At 46.2% G+C, this 23409-nt stretch carries 21 protein-coding genes and 1 pseudogene; 14 read left to right on the forward strand and 8 right to left on the reverse strand.

Going from position 1 to position 23409, the window contains the following annotated elements:
• The first annotated feature begins 138 nt into the window (after positions 1 to 138).
• The 4 genes from CGZ90_RS10960 to CGZ90_RS10975 all read left to right on the forward strand — a co-directional run bounded on the left by CGZ90_RS10960 (position 139) and on the right by CGZ90_RS10975 (position 3688).
• Positions 139 to 1269, forward strand: a complete 1131-nt coding sequence (locus CGZ90_RS10960) for an endonuclease (RefSeq protein ID WP_379675164.1) — start codon at positions 139 to 141, stop codon at positions 1267 to 1269.
• A 139-nt stretch (positions 1270 to 1408) separates the two neighbouring features.
• The gene (locus CGZ90_RS10965; protein WP_276206769.1) at positions 1409 to 1975 is read left to right on the forward strand and encodes an ABC transporter ATP-binding protein; all 567 of its coding nucleotides are present in this window, start codon (positions 1409 to 1411) and stop codon (positions 1973 to 1975) included.
• A gap of 15 nt (positions 1976 to 1990) precedes the next feature.
• Positions 1991 to 2779, forward strand: coding sequence for an ABC transporter permease (locus tag CGZ90_RS10970; RefSeq protein WP_094252553.1), 789 nt, complete (start codon positions 1991 to 1993; stop codon positions 2777 to 2779).
• A gap of 75 nt (positions 2780 to 2854) precedes the next feature.
• Positions 2855 to 3688, forward strand: a complete 834-nt coding sequence (locus CGZ90_RS10975; RefSeq protein ID WP_094252554.1) for a cell division site-positioning protein MapZ family protein — start codon at positions 2855 to 2857, stop codon at positions 3686 to 3688.
• 33 nt (positions 3689 to 3721) lie between these two features.
• Here the strand turns inward: CGZ90_RS10975 and CGZ90_RS10980 are convergent, their stop codons facing one another.
• Complete coding sequence (locus CGZ90_RS10980) at positions 3722 to 4189, reverse strand: DUF2691 family protein (RefSeq protein WP_094252555.1); 468 nt, start codon at positions 4187 to 4189, stop codon at positions 3722 to 3724.
• A 22-nt stretch (positions 4190 to 4211) separates the two neighbouring features.
• Positions 4212 to 4835: a hypothetical protein gene (locus CGZ90_RS10985; RefSeq protein ID WP_205727408.1), complete on the reverse strand. Its 624-nt coding sequence runs from the start codon at positions 4833 to 4835 to the stop codon at positions 4212 to 4214.
• Positions 4836 to 4992: 157 nt separating this feature from the next.
• On the opposite strand from CGZ90_RS10985, the gene CGZ90_RS10990 reads away from it, so the two are divergent.
• The gene (locus CGZ90_RS10990) at positions 4993 to 5661 is read left to right on the forward strand and encodes a Dph6-related ATP pyrophosphatase (protein ID WP_094252556.1); all 669 of its coding nucleotides are present in this window, start codon (positions 4993 to 4995) and stop codon (positions 5659 to 5661) included.
• A gap of 73 nt (positions 5662 to 5734) precedes the next feature.
• Here the strand turns inward: CGZ90_RS10990 and CGZ90_RS10995 are convergent, their stop codons facing one another.
• The gene (locus tag CGZ90_RS10995; protein WP_094252557.1) at positions 5735 to 6163 is read right to left on the reverse strand and encodes a YhfM domain-containing protein; all 429 of its coding nucleotides are present in this window, start codon (positions 6161 to 6163) and stop codon (positions 5735 to 5737) included.
• Between the two features lie 215 nt (positions 6164 to 6378).
• On the opposite strand from CGZ90_RS10995, the pseudogene CGZ90_RS21305 reads away from it, so the two are divergent.
• Both CGZ90_RS21305 and CGZ90_RS21310 read left to right on the forward strand, forming a co-directional pair.
• A pseudogene (locus tag CGZ90_RS21305) lies at positions 6379 to 6765 on the forward strand (PAS domain-containing protein); the annotation flags it as partial.
• A gap of 42 nt (positions 6766 to 6807) precedes the next feature.
• Entirely contained in the window at positions 6808 to 7197 is a 390-nt protein-coding gene (locus tag CGZ90_RS21310; RefSeq protein WP_379675165.1) for a methyl-accepting chemotaxis protein, read from the forward strand.
• A 450-nt stretch (positions 7198 to 7647) separates the two neighbouring features.
• Here CGZ90_RS21310 and CGZ90_RS11005 read toward each other — a convergent pair whose 3' ends face one another.
• Genes CGZ90_RS11005 through CGZ90_RS11015 form a run of 3 tightly spaced genes read right to left on the reverse strand, consistent with a single transcriptional unit; the run spans position 7648 to position 11278 of the window.
• Complete coding sequence (locus CGZ90_RS11005; RefSeq protein WP_094252559.1) at positions 7648 to 8994, reverse strand: GntP family permease; 1347 nt, start codon at positions 8992 to 8994, stop codon at positions 7648 to 7650.
• 24 nt (positions 8995 to 9018) lie between these two features.
• Positions 9019 to 10557, reverse strand: a complete 1539-nt coding sequence (gene gntK, locus CGZ90_RS11010) for a gluconokinase (protein ID WP_094252560.1) — start codon at positions 10555 to 10557, stop codon at positions 9019 to 9021.
• Entirely contained in the window at positions 10550 to 11278 is a 729-nt protein-coding gene (locus CGZ90_RS11015) for a GntR family transcriptional regulator (RefSeq protein WP_094252561.1), read from the reverse strand. The genes gntK and CGZ90_RS11015 overlap by 8 nt, the downstream gene beginning before the upstream one ends.
• Positions 11279 to 11520: 242 nt before the next feature.
• Here CGZ90_RS11015 and CGZ90_RS11020 point away from each other — a divergent pair, with 242 nt between their 5' ends.
• The 7 genes from CGZ90_RS11020 to CGZ90_RS11055 all read left to right on the forward strand — a co-directional run bounded on the left by CGZ90_RS11020 (position 11521) and on the right by CGZ90_RS11055 (position 21704).
• Positions 11521 to 12288 (forward strand): 3-hydroxyacyl-CoA dehydrogenase, encoded by a 768-nt coding sequence (locus CGZ90_RS11020; RefSeq protein WP_094252562.1) that lies wholly within the window; start codon positions 11521 to 11523, stop codon positions 12286 to 12288.
• Between the two features lie 479 nt (positions 12289 to 12767).
• Entirely contained in the window at positions 12768 to 14885 is a 2118-nt protein-coding gene (locus CGZ90_RS11030) for a sigma-54-dependent Fis family transcriptional regulator (protein WP_240515414.1), read from the forward strand.
• 162 nt (positions 14886 to 15047) lie between these two features.
• A complete protein-coding gene (locus tag CGZ90_RS11035; RefSeq protein WP_094252564.1) occupies positions 15048 to 16580 on the forward strand; it encodes an acyl-CoA synthetase in 1533 nt (510 codons plus the stop codon).
• Positions 16581 to 16604: 24 nt separating this feature from the next.
• Positions 16605 to 17750: an acyl-CoA dehydrogenase family protein gene (locus tag CGZ90_RS11040; RefSeq protein ID WP_094252565.1), complete on the forward strand. Its 1146-nt coding sequence runs from the start codon at positions 16605 to 16607 to the stop codon at positions 17748 to 17750.
• A 24-nt stretch (positions 17751 to 17774) separates the two neighbouring features.
• Positions 17775 to 18914 carry a thiolase family protein gene (locus CGZ90_RS11045; protein ID WP_094252566.1) on the forward strand — a complete coding sequence of 380 codons (1140 nt, stop codon included), beginning with the start codon at positions 17775 to 17777 and terminating at the stop codon, positions 18912 to 18914.
• 15 nt (positions 18915 to 18929) lie between these two features.
• Positions 18930 to 20069 (forward strand): CaiB/BaiF CoA transferase family protein, encoded by a 1140-nt coding sequence (locus CGZ90_RS11050; RefSeq protein ID WP_338032242.1) that lies wholly within the window; start codon positions 18930 to 18932, stop codon positions 20067 to 20069.
• 18 nt (positions 20070 to 20087) lie between these two features.
• Positions 20088 to 21704, forward strand: coding sequence for a long-chain fatty acid--CoA ligase (locus tag CGZ90_RS11055; RefSeq protein WP_094252567.1), 1617 nt, complete (start codon positions 20088 to 20090; stop codon positions 21702 to 21704).
• A 200-nt stretch (positions 21705 to 21904) separates the two neighbouring features.
• On the opposite strand, the gene CGZ90_RS11060 is transcribed toward CGZ90_RS11055, so the two are convergent.
• Both CGZ90_RS11060 and CGZ90_RS11065 read right to left on the reverse strand, forming a co-directional pair.
• Positions 21905 to 22441 (reverse strand): NAD(P)H-dependent oxidoreductase, encoded by a 537-nt coding sequence (locus CGZ90_RS11060; RefSeq protein ID WP_094252568.1) that lies wholly within the window; start codon positions 22439 to 22441, stop codon positions 21905 to 21907.
• A gap of 122 nt (positions 22442 to 22563) precedes the next feature.
• On the reverse strand, positions 22564 to 23274 hold the full coding sequence (locus CGZ90_RS11065) for a DUF421 domain-containing protein (protein WP_094252569.1): 711 nt from the start codon (positions 23272 to 23274) through the stop codon (positions 22564 to 22566).
• Between the last annotated feature and the right edge of the window lie 135 nt (positions 23275 to 23409).

Consider the following 23409-nt stretch of genomic DNA (forward strand, 5'->3'; position numbering starts at 1 on the left):
AGTTAACAAAGTAGTTGTAAAATAAAACTGTTTCACCAGTATTTAGAAAATAAAGCAGTAAGGGTTAAAAATCAGGGGAGGCGTTTTATGATGAAAAGGCACGGAAACAAGAAGTTCCTTTCTTTTTTCTCGGTAGTCATGGCAATTGTGGTCAGTACGTTAGCATTTATCCCTACTCTTCAGGCTGCCGGCGATGGTTCGTGGACGAGCCCATTTTCGGTTTCTCAGAGTATCTCTAATCAGAACAATTCATTAAAGACGGTACAAGGCTATGTTGTGGGACAGCCAACTGCCACGACGACCGTTGTTACGAGCAATTATCCGAACGACTATGCGCTCGCCTTAGCGGACAGTGCGTCTGAAACGAACACATCGAACATGGTTTATGTTCAGATTCCTTCTTCTTTCCGTTCACAGTTTGGATTGAAAACCAACCCTAGCTTAAAAGGGCAGTCGATTAAAGTAACAGGCTACTTAACGGCATACTTTTCACATGCTGGTGTGAAGGATGCGACGGCGATGGAAAAAGCGTCAGGCTCTACACCGACAGATCCTCCTACTGATCCGACCGATCCGCCGGCATACGATGAGTCATATTATGATCCTGCACAAGGGAAAACAGGTGCGGCACTTAAGACCGCTCTTCACAACATCATCGACGATCATACGGAGTTATCTTATGACGCGGTGTGGAATGCGCTGCGAGTAACTGATCAAGATCCGAATAACAGCAATAACGTTATCCTTCTGTATACTGGCCGTTCGCAAAGTAAAACAGCAAACGGAAGCAACGTGAACGACTGGAACCGCGAGCACGTTTGGGCTAAGTCTCATGGTGATTTTGGGACGGCGATGGGACCAGGTACGGATATCCACCACCTTCGTCCGACAGATGTGAGTGTTAACAGCTCCCGCGGAAACCTTGATTTTGATAACGGCGGAACACAGCACTCAGAGGCGCTTGGCAACTATTATGACAGTGATTCCTGGGAACCGAGAAACGCCGTAAAGGGCGATGTGGCGCGCATGCTGTTCTACATGGCTGTCCGCTATGAAGGAGACAGCGGCGAGCCGCAGCTTGAGCTGAACAATAACGTGAATAACGGAACCGCTCCTTACCACGGAAAAATGTCGGTGCTGCTGCAATGGCACCAGCAGGATCCAGTCGATAACTGGGAACGCAACCGCAACAACATCATCTACGACCAATTCCAGCATAACCGCAACCCATTCATCGACCATCCGGAGTGGGCTGAGGAGATTTGGTAGAAATAAAAACAGATTGATTTACCCTCTTCAAGAGATTGAAGGGGGTTTTTTATGTGCATAAGAAAAAGGGAATACTGTCCTTGTTGAGACTACAAGCGAGGTTAGGAGGGGAGCATTTGTTTGATTTGAGAAGCTGACCATACCTGATACAGCAACGACGTGTATTATGGGACCTAGCGGGAGCGGGAAATCAACGCTGCTTAAACTGCTCAACCATTTGATAAGCCCGGACAGCGGACAATTGCTGTATAAAGAGCAATCCATTTTCGAGATGGATCCTATTCAGTTAAGGCGCAGAATCATGATGACGCCACAAACTCCCGTTATTTTTGAAGGCTCGATTAAAGATAATTTAATTGTCGGCTATGCGTTTTCTAAAGAAGAGGCGCCTAGTGAACAGGAAATGAACGAAGTGATGCAGACCTGTTTATTGAAAAAAGATTTAGCTGAAAAGGCAGACAATCTTTCAGGCGGTGAAAAGCAGCGGCTGGCTCTGGCAAGAGCAATGCTGATGAAGCCCGACGTACTTTTACTGGATGAACCATCATCTGCTCTAGATGAAGACACAGCTGATATCGTGATGAAAAATGTTGTGGATCATACGAAGCATCACAGGCAAACGTTGATTATGGTCACACATGACAAGAAAATTGCCAACCAATTCTGTGAAAACGACATCAACATGAAGGATTACAGTCTGAAATAAGGAGGAGCCGATGCAATGAAAGATGCAGTGGACCTAGCATTCTGGCAGATTCTCGCTGCTTATCTGTTTGTACTCATTCTCATCATCATCGTGCGTTTGAAAAGGATTCCGAGAGAAAAAGAAATCGTGTTAGCCACAACTCGAATGACGCTGCAGTTGATTTTAGTGGGGTATTTATTAGTTTATCTCTTTGAGAATCCTAACCCGTTCTATACGTTACTTGCCATTATCATCATGCAGGTATTTGCTATCTACAACATATACAAACGAACAAAGTCAGCATTAGGTATCGAAATGAAGAAGATTATTGCTGCTTCAATGACCATCGGCATATTCTGCAGCTTATTATTTTTCATTTTTGTCGTACTGCAGTTATCTCCTTGGTATGAACCTCGTTATTTTATTCCCATAGCCGGAATGATTATTGGGAACTCGATGACAGGGATCTCTTTGGGAGTAAGCAATCTAATCAATGGGATGAAGGCGCAAAAGGCTGAAATTGAGGGTGCTTTAATGCTGGGTGCAACGCCAAAGATGGCATCAAGTAAAATCGTTAATCAAGCATTTGACGCCGCCATGCTGCCTACGATCAATTCGATGGTTGGAATGGGAATTGTCTTTCTCCCTGGCATGATGACCGGACAAATCTTATCAGGGACATCACCCATTGTGGCAATCGAGTACCAAATAGCCGTGATGCTTGGAATCGTGGGAAGCGTCTCCCTTTCCGTAATTATATATTTGCAATGGGGCTGCAAAACATTCTTTAATTCACGAAGTCAGTTGAAAAACAGTAATGATTGAAAGCACACTAAACGGTGTGCTTTTTTTGTCGACAATAAGGATAGAGCAATTAGTGGAAAGAGGTATTAATACATAATGATGAAAAAGTTGATGATGTTTTGTGTGATGCTTCTGGCTGTTTTTGCAGCAGGCTGTGCAGCCAATGAAAGCGGAACGAAGGAACAGGGAGAGAGCTCTTCAATTGTAGAGAAGGCAATCGACCAGGGGAAGCTGGCGCTGGCGGATGCGAACCTTGAAAAAGCAAAGAGCAATTTTAACCTGGCACTGAAGGAAGACAGAGATAATATAGAGGCGAAGCAATGGCTGGCATCGCTTGAATTGTATGATCAGTTTATGAAGGAAATGAACAACAAGGAATTCGACCTGGCGCAAAAGACGTTAAGTGAGCTTCACGCTAGTGACCAGTATGATATTATGAAGGGCTTAACAGGCGAATATGAGCAGGAGCTGGAATCCATCACTGCTGAAATAAAGGAAATTGATCAAAAGGTCGCGGATTTGCTGAAGATGTATGATCCTAGCATCCCTGATTCCCTGCCGGATGAGACATACCTGACAAAGGCTGATGATGTGCTGGCTTATCCTAATATTACAGAGAAACAGAAAAAAGCGGTAGAAACGTTTAAAAAAGAAGTGGCTGAGCGTGCGGAGAAAATTTTTGCCGCAGAAGCAGTGAAAATAGAAGCAGTTAACCAAGCGGATGATCCTTATGCATGGGCTCCGGGTGTGAAGGACCAGTTTGAGAACGAGATGGTAGAGAGCGGGTATGCGGATTCGATTGACACCATCAGGTATGAAAAAGGTGATGTTTACAATGGGCAGGGCTACTATACCGTTTACGCTGAATTGGATGGAGAAGAGTTTTATATTGTGAGTGTTAATGTGAAAACTGGGGATTATCATGGGTAAAAGCAAACAGGGAGCTGGGGCTCCCTGTTTTGTTTACCATACAGATAATCTCGTTCTTTCATCATTTTCATCGGTTATGTACTGAATATCTTCAAACTGATTGTCTTGTGCGTTTAGATACAATAATCTTAGCTTTTCTTGATTCTTACAATAAATGGTTGTGTAAACACAATCCACAATTAAAAGGACAAGCTGACACTCGCTGTCTAAAAATTCTTTGTAAGTATCAATATTATGGACCCTCACCCCTTGAGGAAAGGCTTTTAGATCTGCAAATATAACATAATACTTATTGTTTGTTATTCTATTTTGAAGAGCACTTCCATCCATTATATTTGTTGTTTCGGGAAACAGTTCTTTATCTAATTGACGCTTGATTACTATGTGAGCTTCTTCGTTTGTATTGTGCCAATTAAACTTAGTAATATCAATTGGCTTTAATATATCTGCAAGAAGACTGCCGTATTGGTTTGGTATGTTGAAGCTGATACCTCTAATCACAAAATCCCTCCGGTAGCTTCATCTAAACAGATTTATTCAAGAATTGCTGCATTTCTTCCTCGCTCAGTTCCTCCGGCGTAATGCCCTTCTTATCGCAGTACTCGTACATGGCTTTAACCTTTAATTTAGGATCGCTAGGCTGAGGTTCTGTATAGATACCATCTGGAAACCCTTCCTCAAATGCATTTATTTTTAGCTGCGCTAACTCAGAAAGAAAGTATTCTTTATCCGCATCTTTCGCGATGTTTTCAGCCGCGTCTTCTGCCAGTTTTAAAAATGAATTTGCAAGATTAACCTCTTTGCCTATGAGATAGGCACGTGCGTTGGCTTCATAAGCAAACGCCAGGTCGAAGTCGCCAATATTGTGGCTTTGGCAGAGTTCAAGATTATTTTTTGCATGATACAAAGCACTCTCAAATCTTCCTAACAGCGCATAAACACGTGAAATCTGCCACTCGCCGCGAGCGAATTGCAGTGCTGTGCCGATTTCTCCCCAATGATACCTTGAGGCGTGCGCCAAGTGGATCATCTTCATATCGTCCTCAGCCGTCCTGTCTTTCTTTTCAATGTAATCCCAGCAGCTGTTAAAGCATTCAACCGCTTGCTTTCTATGCCATTCTGCAATCGTTAGTTTGTTATCGTCCATATGCTTCTCCTTTATGGTATCTGAAATTATATATTCGCATGATTAGATTTAAAACCTTTAAACTTGTTCAAAAAGCACCGGCAATTGCTACTGGGATTTCTTTTACATGCTAAAATGAGTGGTATAAAAACGTAATGAATGAAAGCGGGGGAGCGCAATGAAAGAAAGAATCGCCATTTCCTGGAGCGGGGGAAAGGACAGTGCTCTTGCTCTTTATAAATTGCTGCAGGAAGACAAATACATAGTAGATTCTCTTTTTACTACGGTAACGGAAGGGTATAACCGGATCAGCATGCACGGTGTGCCAGAATCATTGCTCGAGAAGCAGGCGGAAAGCCTTGGGTTTCCGCTGCGAAAGGTGTACATACCGCAGGCGTGCATTAACGAGGTCTATCAGGAACGAATGCGCGAAAAGGTGACAGAAATGAAAGCAGAGGGCATTCAGACATTCATGTTCGGCGATATTTTTCTGGAGGATGTGCGAAAATATCGTGAGGAATCGCTTCAGCAAGCGGGCATGAAGGCGGTCTTCCCGTTATGGGGGCGCAAAACGGATGAGCTGGTGCACGAATTCTTCTCGTTAGGGTTTAGAACCATCACAACATGCGTGGATACAGAAGTCATATCGGACACTTTCCTTGGAAGAGTGATGGACGAGGCGTTCATAGAGGAACTGCCAGAACACGCCGATCCTTGTGGAGAGAATGGCGAGTTTCATACCTTTGCATTTGACGGACCGATCTTTAAAAAGCAAGTGGAGTTTGTTAAAGGGGAGAACGTGGATAGAGGAAGGTTTCATTTTTGTGAACTGCTGGAGAGAGAGTAATCGTAATAATTAGTAGCGGCTGCCTTTATGTAAGGCGGCCGCTTTAACTCAACAATACTAGTCGTATTTATTACTATTCAATTATTTCAATTAACTTATTGGTCATTTTTTCTGACACAGTATAGATCGAATGAGTATCATCAGTTTTCATCAAGGTGCTTTGTTGTCCTTTTTCACCTAACCACAAATGATAACTTTGCTTATTGTCATCCGTGTAAATAACATCGAAATAAAATTCAGGATTAGCCATATTAACTATACCGTTTTCTTTTACAGCACTTGAAATGACACTTTGAAATGTTTGAATATCTTTATCTTCTTTAAAAATAGTTGGACTGGCTCCTTTTGACTTAGAAATAATAATCTTTGTAATTTCTTTTGGTGGCTGTAATTCACCGCCATGAGCTTTAACCACTCCCGCAGCAGTGCTGTCTTCCGATTGGCAGCCAAAAAGAAAAGCGGAAAATAAAGATAAAGATAAAAGCAGGATGAATTTTCTCATATTCTATATACTCCAATCGTCTTGTTCTACTATTCAAATTAGACGAAGGTAACCCTCTTAAAGTTTCTCCTTATTATTTTTTGCATTTCCAAAAAAATCCACAAAATTTATGAAAACAGCCTTAAAAATAGATATCAAATAAAGGGTATTTTAATCCGATAAAGAATTAAAATATGTTAGGAAAATAAATCCATGATAATGCTAAAGGAGCATAAATGAATACTTTAACACACAACGTGAGCACACAAGTTTTGGAGCCGATTTCCGTTTTATCTGCGCTTGAAAGCAACCTGGCGATGATCGAGTTTAATCTTAATCGTGAGGTTATCTGGGTCAATGAAAATTTCGCCGGCGCGATGGGGTACCGTCCTGCCGAAATGATCGGCATGAACCACCAGCTGTTCTGTACGCCCGAGTTTGGGAACAGCCGTGAGTATGAAGAACTGTGGAAAAATCTTCGAAACGGGAAAAAGTTTCAGGAGAAAATAGAGCGGCTAAACAAACATGGAGAGACGCTTTGGCTGGAAGCAACCTATGTTCCGATTCTTAACGAAGACGGAAACGTGCAAGCTGTTTTAAAAATTGCCACAGACATTACGGAACGTGAAACCATAGCAATAGAAGTAATTGAACGCTTAAAGGCGATGCCAACTGAACTGGTGAATCTAGTAATTGAGAACTCTCAGGAGAAGCTCGAAGCTGTTCAATCACTAGAAATGCAGATTAAGTTAATTGAAAAAACATCGAAAATCATAAAAAACGTTGCCTCGCAAACCAATCTACTAGCCTTAAACGCTGCCATTGAAGCAGCACGGGCGGGAGAGTATGGCAGAGGGTTTAACGTGGTCGCTGAGGAAGTCCGCAAACTATCAGGAAATGCAGACGAAGCGATTAAAGAAATCAACAACAATATTGAAAAGGTAAATGAAGAACTTCTAAAAGTAAACAAAATTACAAAAGAACTTCAAGAAATCGTCGATGATACAAAAGTAAAATTTGAAAAAGCCATTACCGAATTTGAGAACATGATGTAAAAAGGAAAGAACACAGGCGGCTGCTCTGTGTTCTTTTTATTGAAGTATAGATTAGAAGTAGGCATCAGGTTCGGCGCAGGCTGTTGGGGAAGTGGCGCATATAAGGACTTGAACGGCGCAAATTTAGAATAAAATGGCGCAGGAAGAACTGAACGGCTCAAGTTAGGTGAGTTGTGGCGCAGTCTGCAATCTAAGCAGCGCAGGATCATCTTGTAGTGGAGCAAGCTGATTGCTGAATGGCGCAGCCTAAAACAATCAAGTGGGTTTAACTCGCTAAAATTGCGTTTCGTCATATTTTTGGCGCAGGTACGAAGAGAAGCCGCGCAGGTTTTTGCTCTAACGGCGCGGGTGAACTTAAAAAAGCCTCTTTTCGGCGCAGGTCCTTATCCAGAACAGTTTACATCTAAAAAAGCTCAGGGCTGTCACCCTGAGCTTTTTCTAATTACTCTATTAAACAAACAAACTAAGCAGCAGCACAAACCCTAATCCAGACACCGAAATGATTGTTTCTAGCAAGGTCCATGTGGCGAATGTTTCTTTCATGCTGAGTCCGAAGTATTCTTTGAACATCCAGAAGCCAGCATCGTTCACATGTGAAGCGATCAAGCTGCCTGCTCCAGTTGCGAGCACGACGAGCGCGAGATTCACGTCTGTTGTGCCGAGCAATGGAATAACAAGACCGGCTGTTGTAAGAGCCGCGACAGTCGCTGAGCCAAGAGAGATTCTTAAGATCGCCGCGATGATCCATGCGAGTAAAATTGGCGAGAGGGAAGTGTCTTTGAAAAGCTCAGCTACATAATCGCCGACACCGCCGTCGATCAGTACTTGCTTGAACGCTCCGCCGCCCCCGATGATAAGAAGCATCATGCCGATGTGTGTGATAGCGGTTACACAAGAGTCCATCACTTGCTGAATTGGAATCTTGCGGGCGATTCCCATCGTATACACGGCAAACAGAAGGGACAGCAGCATAGAAGTTGAAGCGTCTCCGATGAAACGGATTGCTGCGAGCATGCTGTTATCATCAACACCCATTGTTTCCTGCAGCAGTTTGATGACTGTTGCAATAGACATAAGAATGACCGGAAGCAAAGCGGTAAATACACTGATGCCAAATCCAGGCGTGTCTTCGAGCTTGAACGTTTTTTGCTCGCCTAATGAAGCGATATTTCCTTGTTTGTTGAATGAATCGGGTACAAGCTTTTTTGCCAGCTTCGTAAATACTGGGCCTGCTAAAATGACGGTCGGGATGGCAATGATGAAGCCGTAAAGCAATACTTCACCGATGTCAGCGCCGTACTCGCCAGCGATAACTGTCGGTCCTGGGTGCGGCGGCAAGAAACCGTGTGTGACGGAAAGAGCCGCAGCCATCGGAATTCCAAGGTACAGGATGGAAACTCTTAGTTCTCTTGAGATCGCGAATACGATCGGGATAAGCAGTACTAAACCTACTTCAAAGAACAGCGCGACACCAATAATGAAGGAAGCGGCGACGACGGCCCATTGAATGTTTTTTTCGCCAAATTTATTGACGAGTGTCATGGCGATACGCTGCGCACCGCCTGAATCAGCGATCAGCTTTCCGAGCATCGCGCCAAGTCCGAAGATTAACGCTAAGTGACCGAGAGTTCCTCCAAGTCCGGCTTCAATCGTTTTAACAATGTTCTCTAACGGCATGCCGAGTGCCAGCGCCACTCCGAATGAAACGATGATCAATGAAATAAACGTGTTCAATTTCAAGCCCATGATCAGGACAAGCAAAGCGATGATTCCTAGGGCTACAATGAATAATGGCATGATAATTCCTCCTTGTGACTAGTTTTATGTGTGTAAAAGATTTCTTTGATAGTCAGCTATTTTTGTATAATCTTCTTTCAAAACTCTTGATAAAGAGATAAAGATTGGCATTAGCTGTCTGTATTCTTTTGCCGCATCTTCCTCCGGCTTATGGCTGTGTGTGCTGCCAATCATGTCCGAAATAACATCGAATGAGTCGATCTTGCCTGTCGCATAAAGTCCTAGGATACATGCGCCGAGACACGAGCTTTCATAACTTTCTGGCACGACAACCTCTGACTCGAAAATATCGGCCATCATCTGGCGCCAGACAGCCGATCGCGCGAACCCTCCTGTTGCCTGAATGCGGGTAACAGGTCCGTCCATACACTCGGTCAGCGCAAGAAAAACGGTGTACAGGTTGTAGATGACCCCTTCAAGAGCTGCACGGATCATGTGTTCTTTCTTGTGAGCCATCGTTAAGCCGAAAAAGGATCCGCGCACGTCTGGGTTCCATAATGGAGCACGTTCACCGGCAAGGTATGGGTGGAACAAGAGTCCGTCTGACCCTGGCCGTACTCGTTCGGCGATTTTCGTTAACACTTCATATGGATCAATTCCAAGGCGTTTTGCTGTTTCGATTTCAGAAGAGGCGAACTCATCCCGAATCCAGCGCAGTACCATTCCACCGTTATTCACTGGGCCGCCGATCACCCAGTGGTTTTCGGTTAACGCATAACAGAAAATCCGTCCTTTTTCGTCAGTTTGCGGCTTGTCGATGATCGTCCGGATCGCTCCGCTCGTCCCGATCGTCACCGCTATCTCACCTTTTTTGATCGCGTTCACACCGAGATTCGAGAGCACGCCGTCACTGGCACCAATCACAAACGGAGTGGCAGGATTAATGTTCATCAGTGTGGCGAGATCCTGGTTGCAGCCGCGGAAAATCGTTGTAGTCGGAACAAGCTCAGACAGCTGCTCGCGTGTAATGCCTGCGACCTGCAGTGCTTCCGCGTCCCAATCCAGTTTTTTAAGATTCATCATGCCAGTCGCTGAAGCGATTGAATGATCGACTGCGTAACGATTGAAAAGCTTTTTGAATACATATTCTTTAATTCCGATGTACTTTTTCGCTTTGGCCGCAATATCAGGACGTTCCTTCACGATCCACGTGATTTTGCTGAGCGGCGACATCGGATGAATCGGTGTTCCAGTCCGCTTATAGATCTCGTGACCGTTCAGATCGCTTTTAATACGATGTGCAAAAGCTTCACTGCGGTTATCTGCCCATGTGATGCAAGGCGTCAGCGGGATGTCGTTCTCATCCATCGCTATCACGCTATGCATGGCGCTGCTGAATGAAACGAACTCAATCGTTTTTTCGCGATGCTTTTTCGTGATCTGAGAGACCGAAAGCAAGACCGCCTGAAAAATTTGCTCAGGATCTTGTTCAGCCGTCGAGATATCCGGTGTATGAAGCGGGTAACCGACATTTTCCTTTGCAATAACGGTTCCGTGGCCGTCAAACAGGATCGCTTTCGTACTCGTCGTTCCGATATCGACTCCAAGCATATAGCTAGTCATCGTTTTGAACTCCTTTCGATAGCATCTGCTGTGACATCCACAGATCATCTACCTTTTCTTGAACATCATCAAAGTTTTGATGCAGCGCCTGAATCATAAGATCGCGATTCTTCGTCTTGATAGCCTCGATATACAGCTGGTGATTATCGATAACCCGCTGAAAGTCCTCGTACCGTTCTTCAAGCCGCACACGCATCGATAAAAGGATGAGCGCCTCCATGACCGGCTTGGCATTGTTCCAGATCATCATGATGTAAGAGTGGTTGATCGACCGGATGATCGTTTCGTGGAAGAGGACATCCTGATAGGAAAACTCGTCCGCGTCTTTGTATTTAATGGCGATGCTCATCATTTCTAAAATCTTGCTCAGCTCCTGAACGAGCTTTGTTGAATCCATTTTGGCAAGACGTTCAAACACAAAGGTTTCGATCAGCAAACGAACGTCATAAATTTCTTGAATTTCTTTCTCTGTTAAGCCGAGCACCACGGCACCCATCCGTTCGAGGCGGATGATATTTTCGGAAGCGAGAATCTTCAGCGCCTCACGTACGGGTGAACGGCTAACAGAAAAATCTGCTGCTATTTTGTTTTCCGAAATGATGGTACCGCTTTCAATTAGCCCTGCAATAATACGCATTCTGAGCTCGCTCGCCACTCTGTTGCCAGAAGAAGCTTTTGACAGCCATTTTGCAGGATATAGAAATTCTGTATGTTCGGACATATATTCACCTTCTTATGTTCAGTAAGTATACTTGTATACAAGTATTATAAACAGAATATTTTATTTTGCAAGCGCTTTAATTTTGGTGTTTTTTCCGCTAAGCAAAAAACTGTTCAATTTTTGACCGATGCTGTAAATAAAATGTACACATTTAAAATAGCGGGGTCCGGTACTGCAGTACCGGACCCCGCTATTTTAATCTGGCACAGAACTTGCAAAAGTGTAAGGCGGGAGGGATTTTAATGAACATACAAGAATGTAAGGCAGTCGTAACGGGTGGAGCTTCTGGTCTTGGGGAAGCTACGGTTAGGAGAATTGTAGAGAACGGCGGACAGGCGGTAATTCTTGATCTTTCCGAGGAACGAGGACAGAAGCTTATAGATGAGCTTGGCTCTGCTGTTGGGTTTGTGAAAACGGATGTGACGAGTGAAGAAGAAGTGAGGGCAGCGATTGGGGAAGCTGTGAGCCGGATGGGTTCGGTAAATACCGTAGCGAACTGCGCTGGCATCGGCATCGCCGAAAAGGTACTCGGCAAAAAAGGGACACATAGTCTCGATCTTTTCTCTAAAGTTATCTCTGTTAATTTGATCGGCACGTTCAATGTGTGCCGCCTTGCTGCCGAAAATATGGTCGGTAACGAGGAGAACGAGTTCGGTGAAAGAGGGGTAATCATCAATACAGCATCTGTTGCGGCGTTTGAAGGACAGATCGGTCAGGCGGCGTACAGCGCGTCGAAGGGCGGAGTTGTCGGCCTGACATTGCCGCTGGCACGGGAGTTTGCGAGATCTGGCATAAGGGTGATGACGATCGCACCGGGCCTTTTCCATACCCCGATGTTCGAGATGCTGCCGGAAGAAGCGCGCGTATCGCTTGGAAAGATGGTTCCGTTCCCGTCGCGGCTCGGGTTTCCAGAAGAATACGCTCATCTCGTACAGAGCATCGTAGAGAATCCGATGCTCAACGGGGAGACGATCCGACTTGATGGTGCAATTCGCATGCAGCCTAAATAAACACACAAAAGAAGAATATAATACAACAAATTTAGTATTCAGGAGATCGTTCATCAGGAAGTTTTTACAAAAGATAAGTATGCATACGTTTTATTTCTAACCGAAAACAAAAACACAAAGGATTCTTTAGTGTTTGCTGAGTTTACAAAAACTTCGATGGGGTGGGAATTGGATGGAATGGTTTTACATTCTCTGAAGGACGAGTTACAGTCGGCTGGCGGGGGTGGAAATCGGACAATGTATGGTCTAACCCCATCTAATGTCGAGACCGTAAAGCTTGGAAAACGAAAGGCTCAAGTTTATTCCTTAGGAGTAAAAAAAGTATGGCTCATCCACAAACCTTCAAAAAAAGAACGGAATTTGGAGCCAGCTTTTTATAATAAAGAGGAACAGAAAGTTTCTTAATCTTATATATAGAATTTTTCATATCTCAATCAATAGAGACCTGTTTCCGAACGCCGGAGCAGGTTTTATTTTATATGTTGGAAAATTCTAAAAATATAGCAGACTTTGATACAATAGAAGAAGAGACTAAGGGGGTGGGTGCACTGGACTTAAGAGAGATGATGACGGAAGTTGATTTTATGATTACGGCAGAGACAACATTTCAGGAGGCGCTGGAACTGATGTATCGGGAGAAGTGGAGCTTGCTTCCGGTGATGGATGAAAAACGGCTGCCTGCGGGTGTTTTGACGAGAAGCTGTCTGTATCGGATGATATCCGATGGCTGTGCGTTAACTGAGCCGATCGGGCGATACATCAAGCGACACACTGAAACCATCTCAGTCACCACACCTCCACAACAGATTGAAGACATCGTAAAATCAAGCAAGGTCGGGACCGGGGTCGTCACGAACGAGGATGGGACGGTCGCGGGCATTTTAACAAAAACCGATATGGTTATGTCGCTGCTCGGATCGGTCAGCTCACTGAAAAATCAGCTTGAAACGATATTAGAGCATTCCAATTTAGGTGTATTACTGACGGACCTTAATAGAAAGATTGTATTTGTGAATCCAAAATTAATAGAGATGACCGGAATGGCAGAACAAAATCTTCTACATAAAGCAGCGGACACCGTTTTTCCAGAGTTAAGATCGGTGTTTTCTGGTGAGGATCATTTGGCGTCGTGCACGGCTGGATCTGTGAAAACCGTCGCTACCGTTTCTTCTTTTAAAACAAACGGCTATATCGTTCTTTTCCGGGATACTTCAGAAATTGAGAAACTGGCGTCTGAGCTGCAAACCGTCAAAGCTCTGAAAAAATCATTAGAGACAGCTCTTGAATATGCGTATGACGGCATCCTCATGGCGGATGAAGATGGGCGGATTAAGATGGTAAGTCCGCCTTTTCTGGATCTGTTTAACCTGCAGGAGGACGAGGTGCTGCATAAGTCTGTGCATAAAGTGCAGCCGCAGCTTGAGCTTGGAAAGGTGTACAAAACACAGACAGCTGAGGTCAGTGACATGATGGAGCTGAACGGCATTAAATACATCGTTCAGCGCATCCCGATCGTAGAGGGAGACAAGGTTATCGGCGCGATCGGAAAAGTCATGTTTCGGCAGCTGAATGAAGTGAGCGAGATGTTTAAAAGGCTGCAGCGTGCCGAAAGTAAGGCGAGCTTTTACCATCAGCAGTACAATCAGGCGGAATCGGCACGTTTCACATGGAACCATATATGGAGCAGAAACGAATATATGGAGAAACTGAAGAAAAGTGCAGCTAAAGCCGCGAAAGGGCGCTCAACCGTGCTTGTTAGGGGAGAAAGCGGAACTGGAAAGGAGCTTTTCGCGCATGCAATCCACAACAGCAGTGCGAGAAGCAGCGGGAAATTTGTGATCGTCAATTGCGCCGCTATACCGGAGGATCTGTTAGAATCAGAGTTTTTTGGCTATGAGGAAGGTGCGTTTACAGGCGCGCGGCAAAAGGGGAAAATCGGAAAGTTTGACCTGGCAAATGGCGGCACACTGTTTCTCGATGAGATCGGCGATATGTCTGTATCGCTTCAGGCGAAGCTGCTGAGAGTATTGCAGGAGCGCGAGTTTTATAGAGTTGGAGGAACGAAGAAAGTTCAGGTCGATGTGAGGATTATTGCGGCGACGAACCGCCATTTAGAAGAGATGGTGCGTGAAGGGACGTTTCGGGAGGATTTGTATTACCGCTTGAACGTGATCTCGCTGAACGTGCCGCCGCTTAGGGATCGCCGTGAGGATATTCCGCACTTGATGCAAAAGCTGATGGAAGAGCTGAACAAAGTGCTCGGCACGACCATTACAGGACTTGCGGATGACGCCAAAGAGGCGATGCTTCATTACAGCTGGCCGGGAAATGTGCGCGAACTGAAAAATGTGCTCGAACGCGGGATGACGTTTGCGGAGCATGGAAAGATCCAGCTCGAGGATCTGCCGGATTATTTGCTGAACACATTGCCTGAAAAGAAGATGGCACTTTCCATTTCTCTTGTTGAAAACGCGGAGCTTGAGGCGATTAAAAAGGCGCTGGATCAGATGAAAGGCAACAAAGCAAAGGCGGCACGCATGCTTGGAATCAGCCGGTCCGGTTTATATGAAAAGATTAGAAAATATCAGCTGCAATAAGTGTGTGTGAAAGTGTCCAAAATGAGGACACTTTTTTTCTTTTTCTGTCAGACAAAAGAACAATTCAGCAGAGCAATGGGGCAATTGTGGTTTTCTTCGTGTTGGCACGAATATTGCAATCATAAGAGGTGAAGTGAAAATGTAGTTGAGGGGGATGGGCAAATGCATATCGGCGGTTTTCTGACTCAAAACGCACGTAATTTTCCGGAAAGGTTTGCGGTGGAATGTGAAGGGCGGTCCTACACATATGGTGAATTAAACACAGCTGTGAACCGACTGGCTCACGGACTAATCAGCCTAGGCGTCAAAAAAGGCGATAAGGTCGCAATTGTCATGAAAAACTCGGACCACTTTATGATTTCTTTTTTTGCTGCAGCCAAGATCGGTGCGGTCGTCGTGCCGGTTAATTTCAGGCTGACGGCGAATGAAATTCAATATATTTTTAGCCAGTCAGATACGGTCCTCGTTCTGTGCGACAGTGAGTTTGAAGAAACGGTCAACAGTGCGAGAGAAACGACAGGCGTTTCGAGCGTAATTGTTGTCGGTGATGTGGCAGGAGAAGGAAATTTGCTGTATGACAACATCCTTTCTCATAACGAAGAAGAGCCGAATGTCGAGATTTCAGAACACGATGACCTGGAGATTCTCTATACCTCTGGGACAACTGGACGTCCAAAAGGCGCGCTGTTCGACCATGACCGGATCTTTAAAGTAAGTTTAACGATGCTCGTAAACATGGAGTTGAGAAAGGATGAGCGGTTCCTTCACTTAGCGCCTCTTTTCCACTCGGCACAACTAAACCTGTTCATGATTGCAGGTGTCATCCTTGGCGGCAGGCATTATATCCACCGTGATTTTCATCCGGTAAAAGCGTTGCAGGCCATTCAAGACCATGAAATCACCCACCTTTTTGCGGTGCCGGCGATGTACAACTTTATGCTGCAGGTTCCAAACGTGACCGACTATGATCTGTCGTCAATCAGGCGCTGCGGTTACGGTGCGGCTCCAATGCCGCCTGAACTTGTACGCAAAAGCATTGCTGCATTTAAAACTGACCGCTTTTTCAATCTATGCGGCCTGACAGAAGCAGGACCAGGCGGAATTCTCTTAGATCCGGAAGGGCATGAGCAGCATCTCGGCAAAAGCGGCAAAGCTGGATTCCTAACTGAGGCGCGTGTTGTTCATGAAAACGGGGAAGACGTGAAACCGGGTGTGGTCGGGGAATTTATCCTCCGCAGTGAAACGGTCATGAAGGAATATTATAAAAAGCCGGAAGAGACGAAATCAGCTCTTAAAAACGGCTGGCTGTACACAGGCGATCTGGCGACGGTTGATGAGGAAGGGTACATCTCGCTTGTCGACCGGAAAAAAGACATGATCATCTCGGGCGGTGAAAATGTGTATTCGGCCGAGGTGGAAGCTGTTCTTTATGAGCATCCAGCGATTCTTGATGCTGCAATTATCGGACTGCCGGATGAAGTGTGGGGTGAAGCGGTCACGGCGATCATTGTGTTAAGAGAAGGTGCTGAGATCGATGAGCAGGAACTGAAAAGCTTCTGCCGTCAAAAGCTTGCAGGCTATAAAGTTCCGCGCCGCATTTTCATAGAACCGCAGCTGCCGCGAAATGCATCCGGAAAGATCTTAAAATATCAGCTGCGTCAGAAAATGAATGAGCTCACACAAAGTGCGAACTGACAACTATAGAAAGAGGTGACAGAAATGAAGCGTTCGTTTTTAACTGACGATCACGAGATGTTTCGCAAATCATTGCGAAAATTTTTAGAGAAAGAGGCTTATCCGTTTTACAATCAGTGGGAAGAAGACAGGATGATTCCGCGTTCGTTCTGGACGAAGATGGGGAAGCAAGGGTTTCTTTGTCCGGATTTGGATGAAAAGTACGGCGGGAGCGGCGTGGACTGGGGCTTTTCTGCAGTCATTAACGAGGAACTTGAGCGCGTCGGCTCAGGGCTTGTCGGCGTCGGTCTGCACAACGATATTGTCGTGCCTTATATAACGGGGTACGGTACCGAGGAGCAAAAACAGCACTGGCTGCCGAAATGCGTGACGGGTGAGATCATCACCGCGATTGCTATGACAGAGCCAGGAACAGGATCCGATCTGGCAAACATTAAGACGACGGCGGTGCTGGATGGCGATCATTATATTGTAAACGGGCAAAAGACGTTTATCACGAATGGCATTCAATCTGATCTTGTGATTATTGCAGCTAAAACGGATTTAAACGCGGTGCCGAAGCATAAAGGCGTTTCATTGTTTGTCGTGGAACGAGGCGCGCCAGGGTTTTCACGCGGACGGAAGCTCGATAAAGTCGGACTGCACTGTCAGGATACAGCTGAACTTATTTTTGAGGATTGCCGTATTCCACGTGAAAATCTGCTTGGTGAGGAAGGTAAAGGTTTTATCTACCTGATGGAAAAACTGCAGCAGGAACGTCTCGTGGTGGCGATCGCAGCACAGGCTGCAGCAGAGGAAATGTTCCGTGTGACGCTCGATTATGTGAAAAGCAGGGAAGCGTTCGGCCGGCCAGTGAGTCAGTTTCAGAACACTCAGTTCAAGATGGCTGAGATAGCGACGGAAATTGAGATGGGCAGGGTGTTCCTCGACTCGCTCATTACCGACCATATGGCAGGCGAGAATATTGTGACCAAGGTATCGATGGCGAAATGGAAGCTAACCGACATGGCGAAGAAGATTGCGGCAGAGTGCATGCAGCTGCACGGCGGCTACGGTTATATGGAAGAATACGAGATTGCGAGAAGGTACCGAGACATTCCGGTCGCGAGCATTTATGCCGGGACGAACGAGATAATGAAGGTGATTATCGCGAAAAATTTGGGACTGTAGCAGCCAGAAGAGAGGGAGAGAATTATGAGAGAAGCAGTAATTGTAGATGGCATTAGAACAGCAGTCGGCAGAAGGAACGGGGCGCTGAAGGATATCCGTCCGGATGATCTGGCGGCAGTTGTGCTGAAGGAGCTGGTTGAGCGGGCGGGAATTAATCCTCAGCTAGTGGAGGACGTAATTCTTGGATGTGTCACGCAGTCAGGCGAACAGGCGGGCGATATTGCAAGAGTAGCTGCGTTGATCGCCGGTCTGCCGATCGAGGTGCCGGGCACGACGATTGACCGACAGTGCGGATCGAGTCAGCAGGCGGTTCATTTTGCGGCCCAGGCAATTCTTGCTGGAGATATGGATGTTGTTATCGCAGGCGGAGTTGAAAGCATGTCACGCGTGCCGATGGGATCTAACTATCAGGGAGCGGGATTCAGTCCTGCGCTCAAGGAGCGGTATGAAGTGATTCATCAAGGATTGTCAGCCGAGCGGATTTCGGAAAAATACGGCCTATCGCGGGAAGACCTTGATCGCTATTCGTTGGAAAGCCACAAGAGAGCTTTACGTGCGCAGGGTGAGGGGTATTTTGAGCGTGAGATCGTTCCGGTTCAGCTTGCCGATGGGACGGTGTTTGATAAGGATTCTGGTCCTCGCGCTGAAACGTCATTGGAAGCTCTCGGCAGTCTAAAGCCTGCTTTTACAGAGGACGGTGTGATTCATGCTGGTAATGCAAGCCAGATCAGCGATGGAGCGGCTGCAATGCTGCTGATGAGCCGGGAAAAGGCGGAAGAGCTTGGTTTGAAGCCGCGTTTTAAAGTTCATACACGTGTTGTCGTTGGTTCGGATCCGACACTCATGCTGACAGGACCGATTCCAGCGACACAAAAGGCTCTTGATAAATCGGGGCTATCACTTGATGACATTGATGTTTTTGAAGTTAATGAGGCGTTTGCGTCGGTTACACTTGCCTGGCTGAAAGAGACAGGCGCTGATCCGAAGAAATTGAACCCGAACGGCGGTGCGATCGCGCTCGGTCACCCGCTTGGCGGAAGCGGTGCTCGTCTCATGGTGACACTTATGCACGAGCTTGAGCGCACGGGCGGACGGTACGGACTGCAGACGATGTGCGAGGGCCATGGGATGGCGAACGCGACGATTATTGAACGTCTCGATTAAAGGGCTGAGTAGATAATGGAGGAAAAAACAAAGCAGAAGCAGGCTAGATTGCTAGAAGGAGTCACTGTGCTCGATTTCAGCCATTACTTGCCGGGTCCCTTCGCCACACTCCGGCTGGCGGAGTTGGGAGCAGAGGTTATAAAGGTTGAGCCGCCGGCCGGCGATCCAGCAAGATTTGCCGGCGGTGGGCTCGTCTTTCAGGCGAACAACCGCGATAAAAAGAGCATCACGCTGAACCTGAAACATGAGTCTGCTAGAGAAATTGCGCTTCGCCTCGTGCGGAAAGCGGATGTGCTGATCGAAAGCTTTCGGCCTGGAGTGTTAGCGAAGCTTGGCCTCGGATTTGATGAAGCTGCTGAGGTGAATCCAAAGCTTGTGTATTGTTCGATTTCTGGCTATGGACAGGATAGCATGATGAGCAGCCTTGGAAGCCATGACATCAACTATATGGCGCTCAGCGGGGCGCTCGCGCAAATGAAGGACGAGCATGGCCGGCCGGTTCATCCATCAAGTACCTTTGCTGATTTTATTGGTGGAATGGCGGCAACTGAGCGGATTCTTGCAGGGCTGGTGTCCCGCGGTCTGACCGGCCGGGGCAGCTATCATTCTATTTCTATAACCGAAGCGGTAGCTGCGTTTATGGTCAATCATGTGATGGCGGCAAAGAAACATGGTACAGACCGAGGGATTGAAGTGCTGAACGGAAGTGTTGTTTGTTACGCCTTGTATGAGACGAGTGACAATCGGTTCGTCAGTCTCGGAGCACTGGAGCCAAAGTTTTGGCGCAGCTTTTGTGAAGCAGTTCGGCGGCCGGACTGGATTTCATTACAATATTCGAGCACAGACTCTTCTGCTGGCGAAGCAATAACGGAACTTTTTAAAAGCCAAACTCTTCAGCATTGGACGAAGTTTGGCATGAAAACGGATTGCTGCATGGCGCCTGTCCTTGAGGCGGGAGAGCTTGCTTCACATCCGTATTTTATGGAAAAAGGTACAGTTTTTGGCGACGGACAGGTGAGGATGCATAGCGGGATTGAAGCAGCGGATGCTGCAGCGCCGCCGGAGAAGGGCGAGCATACGGACATTGTGCTGAAAGAGTGGCTGGGTGTAAGTAATCAAGAGCTGTTGACTTGGAGAAGTGCTGGAATGATATAAAAAGGGGGTATTTGTTTCATGATGAATGGTTCATTGACTGTCGGTTCTATGCTGGAGCGGGCTGAGAGGTTCTTTCCAAAGAAAGAGGTTGTTTCTAGAACACTATCAGGTATTCACCGTTTAACGTACAAGGAAATTGGCAGCCGTACGCGCCGGCTTGCAAGCGCACTTGAGAAACTAGGTGTAGGCCGAGGGGACAGGGTAGGAACGTTTGCCTGGAATCATCACCGCCATCTTGAGGTTTATTTTGCAGCTCCGGGCATGGGAGCGGTGCTTCATACGATCAACATCCGTCTGTCGGCAGAGCATATTGCTTACATTATTAATCATGCTGAGGACAAGGTTCTGCTTGTTGATGAAGATCTGCTGCCTTTAATTGAGCGTGTAAGGGATCAAATTCCGACAGTTGAGGCATTTATTGTGATGACAGACCGTGATGAGCTGCCAGAAACGACTCTTGAACCTGTTTACTCATACGAAAAATTGCTTGCAGAAGGCGAACCGCAGTTTGAATTCGTAAAGGATCTGGACGAAAACGAGCCGGCTGGGATGTGCTATACGTCGGCTACGACCGGCAATCCTAAGGGAGTCGTTTATTCCCACCGCGGTATTGTATTGCACAGCTTTGCCTTCGGTCTCGCTGATACCGCGGCGCTGTCCGAATATGATGTGTGTATGCCTGTCGTGCCGATGTTCCATGCAAATGCCTGGGGACTTCCTTTTACCGCTACGTGGTTTGGATCGACGCAGGTTCTGCCGGGTCCTCAATTTACGCCAAAGCTTTTAGCTGAACTGATTGAGACTGAAAAGGTTACACTGACGGCAGGTGTCCCGACCATCTGGCTGGCGATGTTGAACGAGCTCGAAAGCGGTTCGTATGATACGTCGTCTTTAAGAGCTGTGATTTGCGGCGGTTCAGCTGCTCCGCGGGGGATGATCAAGTCATTTGAAACGAAATTCGGCATACCGTTCCTGCACGCATACGGAATGACCGAGACCGCTCCGTTAGCCACGATTTCACGTCTAAAAAGCTATCAAAGAGATCTGGACGTAGAAGATATGCTTGATATCCGCTCGAAACAGGGCATCCTCGCTCCGGGGCTGGAAATGAGGGTGATCGGAGCAAACGGTGAAGTAGCTTGGGACGGTGTAGAGATGGGTGAGCTGCTGCTGCGCGGACCGTGGATCGCCGATGAGTATTATAAGGACGAGCGTTCATCTGAGGCGTTCAAGGATGGCTGGCTTTATACCGGCGATGTTGCGACGGTAGATGAAGAGGGAACGATCAAGCTTGTGGACCGGACAAAGGACTTGATCAAGAGCGGCGGAGAGTGGATTTCATCTGTTGATTTGGAGAATGCTCTGATGTCGCATGAATCCGTGTTTGAGGCGAGCGTTATCGCCGTTCCGCATTCTGAATGGCAGGAGCGCCCGGTTGCGTGCGTCGTGCTAGCACCGGCTTACCAAGATAAAGTGAGCAAAGAGGACTTGATGGAGTTCTTGAAACCGCAGTTCGCTAAGTGGTGGCTGCCGGATGACATCATCTTCATGGAAGAGATCCCGAAAACGTCTGTCGGAAAGTTTTTGAAGAGGGCTTTGCGAGATCAGTTGAAGGATCATTTGGTGAGCAGCTGAGATTAGAGGTTAATGGCTAATAAACAGAGCTTGATAGCCATTTAAGGAATTGTACTTGATGGCCAATAGAATTTTCGTTATAGCCAATAGAAATTAAAATATGGCCATAAGATTTTGATTTTTGGCCAATAATTACTTAATGATAAAGCGCAAAATAACCTCCCGCACTTAGCGAGGATCATTTTGCGCTTTTTTTCGTTTTATGCTCTAACACCTGAAGGCTGAAGAACATAATCGACATATGCTTTTGCGCTTGCTGCCAGTTCCTCATCAGACACGTGCATAACACCGTTCAATACGAACAATGGCATAAACTTCGTGCCGATCAAGTTGCTCGTTTGCTGCAATGGGCTTGTTAATGTCTCCATCGTGAAATGGTTGTAGCCAGCAGGCTGGTAGGAATCTTTCGGGCCGAACGTTGAGATAGCAAGACCAAGTTCTTTACCGTGAAGCTTATCTCCGCCTTCACCATATGCCCAGCCGTACGAAAGCACTTCATCCTGCCATTGCTTCAACAATGGAGGCGTGCTGTACCAGTAGAACGGGAATTGAAGAATGATTCGGTCATGCGACGACAGCAAGCTTTGCTCCTTCTCGACGTCGATTTTTCCGTCAGGATAAGACTCATAAAGAGCGTGAACAGTGATCTCCTCGTGCTTTTTCAATTCTTCCATCCAAGTGCGGTTAACGCGGGACTGCTCGAGGGTAGGGTGAGTGACTATAACAAGAGTTTTCATTTAAAATAAGCATCTCCTTTGGTTGTATGTACACACAACTTTTAAACTATAATTTTTATTTGTTTGTACATACAACATAATGCAAATCATTTTCTTTGTCAATAAAAGATACTTAAACCTTATTACTCATATAAAAACACCTGAAGTTTGTCTTTTGAATCGAGAGTGCCAAGCAGGACGTTTTTAACCTCTGTCTGATAAAGGCGGTCCAGCTGAGAAATGATCCATCCTTCATCTCTTTGTGTCTGAGTCAGTTCGTTCTTGTCTATTTTCCCTTCTTTTATGATTGTTTTTGGCAGCTCAAATAAAGCTGTTTTGATTTGGAGCGAAGAGGGTGTGAGCGGCTCGTATTGCGGGTCTAGGAAAACAGAGATTTTCCCGTCTGCTTCCCATATGGCGAGCGCGACTTTCTTCACATCTTCTGCCTTTGCTTCGCGCAGTTCTTCTAACAGTACATCGATAGATATCCGGGCTTTTTTTAACCCTTTTACAAGTATTTCTCCATTTTGAACGATAGTGATGGGCTTTGGTGTCACCAGTTTTCTGGCTGCAGGCCATTTCAATATGACATAAATGCTGCCAACATAAAGGGATACGAGAACCAGTGTGGAAATCATGGACCCTTTCATGCCGAGGTGTTCGTCTGAAAGGGGGTGGGCAATGATGTTTCCGATCACTAAGGCGATGGCGAAATCGAGTGTTCTTAGCTGGGAGATCGCGCGCTGCCCGAGTGCTTTCGTTACAATAAGCATAAAAAAGAAGGCTATAATTGCCCGCAAACTCCATTCGAAAGCTGTAAGCGATTCTTGCGTTTTTAAAAACTCAAAATCCATTTTAGACACACCCTCTCGTTCCATTTCGCTGTTAGTCAGTTTGTCTCGGAACTTCATATCATAATCGTAAAACGAAAAATTCCTCATAATGGACGCCGGAAATTTCATAGTAATTAAGGTGAAGCGATGAAAAGG

The sequence above is a fragment of the Fictibacillus aquaticus genome, assembly GCF_002245695.1.
Lineage (GTDB): Bacteria > Bacillota > Bacilli > Bacillales > Fictibacillaceae > Fictibacillus > Fictibacillus aquaticus.

Coding starts and splice junctions, on each gene's coding strand:
- CGZ90_RS11040 (WP_094252565.1), top strand. CDS start 16,605: ATGAAGCGTTCGTTTTTAACTGACGATCACGAGATGTTTCGCAAATCA.
- CGZ90_RS10970 (WP_094252553.1), top strand. CDS start 1,991: ATGAAAGATGCAGTGGACCTAGCATTCTGGCAGATTCTCGCTGCTTAT.
- CGZ90_RS10990 (WP_094252556.1), top strand. CDS start 4,993: ATGAAAGAAAGAATCGCCATTTCCTGGAGCGGGGGAAAGGACAGTGCT.
- CGZ90_RS11060 (WP_094252568.1), bottom strand. CDS start 22,441: ATGAAAACTCTTGTTATAGTCACTCACCCTACCCTCGAGCAGTCCCGC.
- CGZ90_RS10985 (WP_205727408.1), bottom strand. CDS start 4,835: ATGGACGATAACAAACTAACGATTGCAGAATGGCATAGAAAGCAAGCG.
- CGZ90_RS11015 (WP_094252561.1), bottom strand. CDS start 11,278: ATGTCCGAACATACAGAATTTCTATATCCTGCAAAATGGCTGTCAAAA.
- CGZ90_RS11045 (WP_094252566.1), top strand. CDS start 17,775: ATGAGAGAAGCAGTAATTGTAGATGGCATTAGAACAGCAGTCGGCAGA.
- CGZ90_RS11020 (WP_094252562.1), top strand. CDS start 11,521: ATGAACATACAAGAATGTAAGGCAGTCGTAACGGGTGGAGCTTCTGGT.
- CGZ90_RS21310 (WP_379675165.1), top strand. CDS start 6,808: ATGCCAACTGAACTGGTGAATCTAGTAATTGAGAACTCTCAGGAGAAG.
- CGZ90_RS10995 (WP_094252557.1), bottom strand. CDS start 6,163: ATGAGAAAATTCATCCTGCTTTTATCTTTATCTTTATTTTCCGCTTTT.
- CGZ90_RS11065 (WP_094252569.1), bottom strand. CDS start 23,274: ATGGATTTTGAGTTTTTAAAAACGCAAGAATCGCTTACAGCTTTCGAA.
- CGZ90_RS11005 (WP_094252559.1), bottom strand. CDS start 8,994: ATGCCATTATTCATTGTAGCCCTAGGAATCATCGCTTTGCTTGTCCTG.
- CGZ90_RS10975 (WP_094252554.1), top strand. CDS start 2,855: ATGATGAAAAAGTTGATGATGTTTTGTGTGATGCTTCTGGCTGTTTTT.
- CGZ90_RS11050 (WP_338032242.1), top strand. CDS start 18,930: ATGGAGGAAAAAACAAAGCAGAAGCAGGCTAGATTGCTAGAAGGAGTC.
- CGZ90_RS11030 (WP_240515414.1), top strand. CDS start 12,768: ATGTTGGAAAATTCTAAAAATATAGCAGACTTTGATACAATAGAAGAA.
- gntK (WP_094252560.1), bottom strand. CDS start 10,557: ATGACTAGCTATATGCTTGGAGTCGATATCGGAACGACGAGTACGAAA.
- CGZ90_RS11035 (WP_094252564.1), top strand. CDS start 15,048: ATGCATATCGGCGGTTTTCTGACTCAAAACGCACGTAATTTTCCGGAA.
- CGZ90_RS11055 (WP_094252567.1), top strand. CDS start 20,088: ATGATGAATGGTTCATTGACTGTCGGTTCTATGCTGGAGCGGGCTGAG.
- CGZ90_RS10960 (WP_379675164.1), top strand. CDS start 139: ATGGCAATTGTGGTCAGTACGTTAGCATTTATCCCTACTCTTCAGGCT.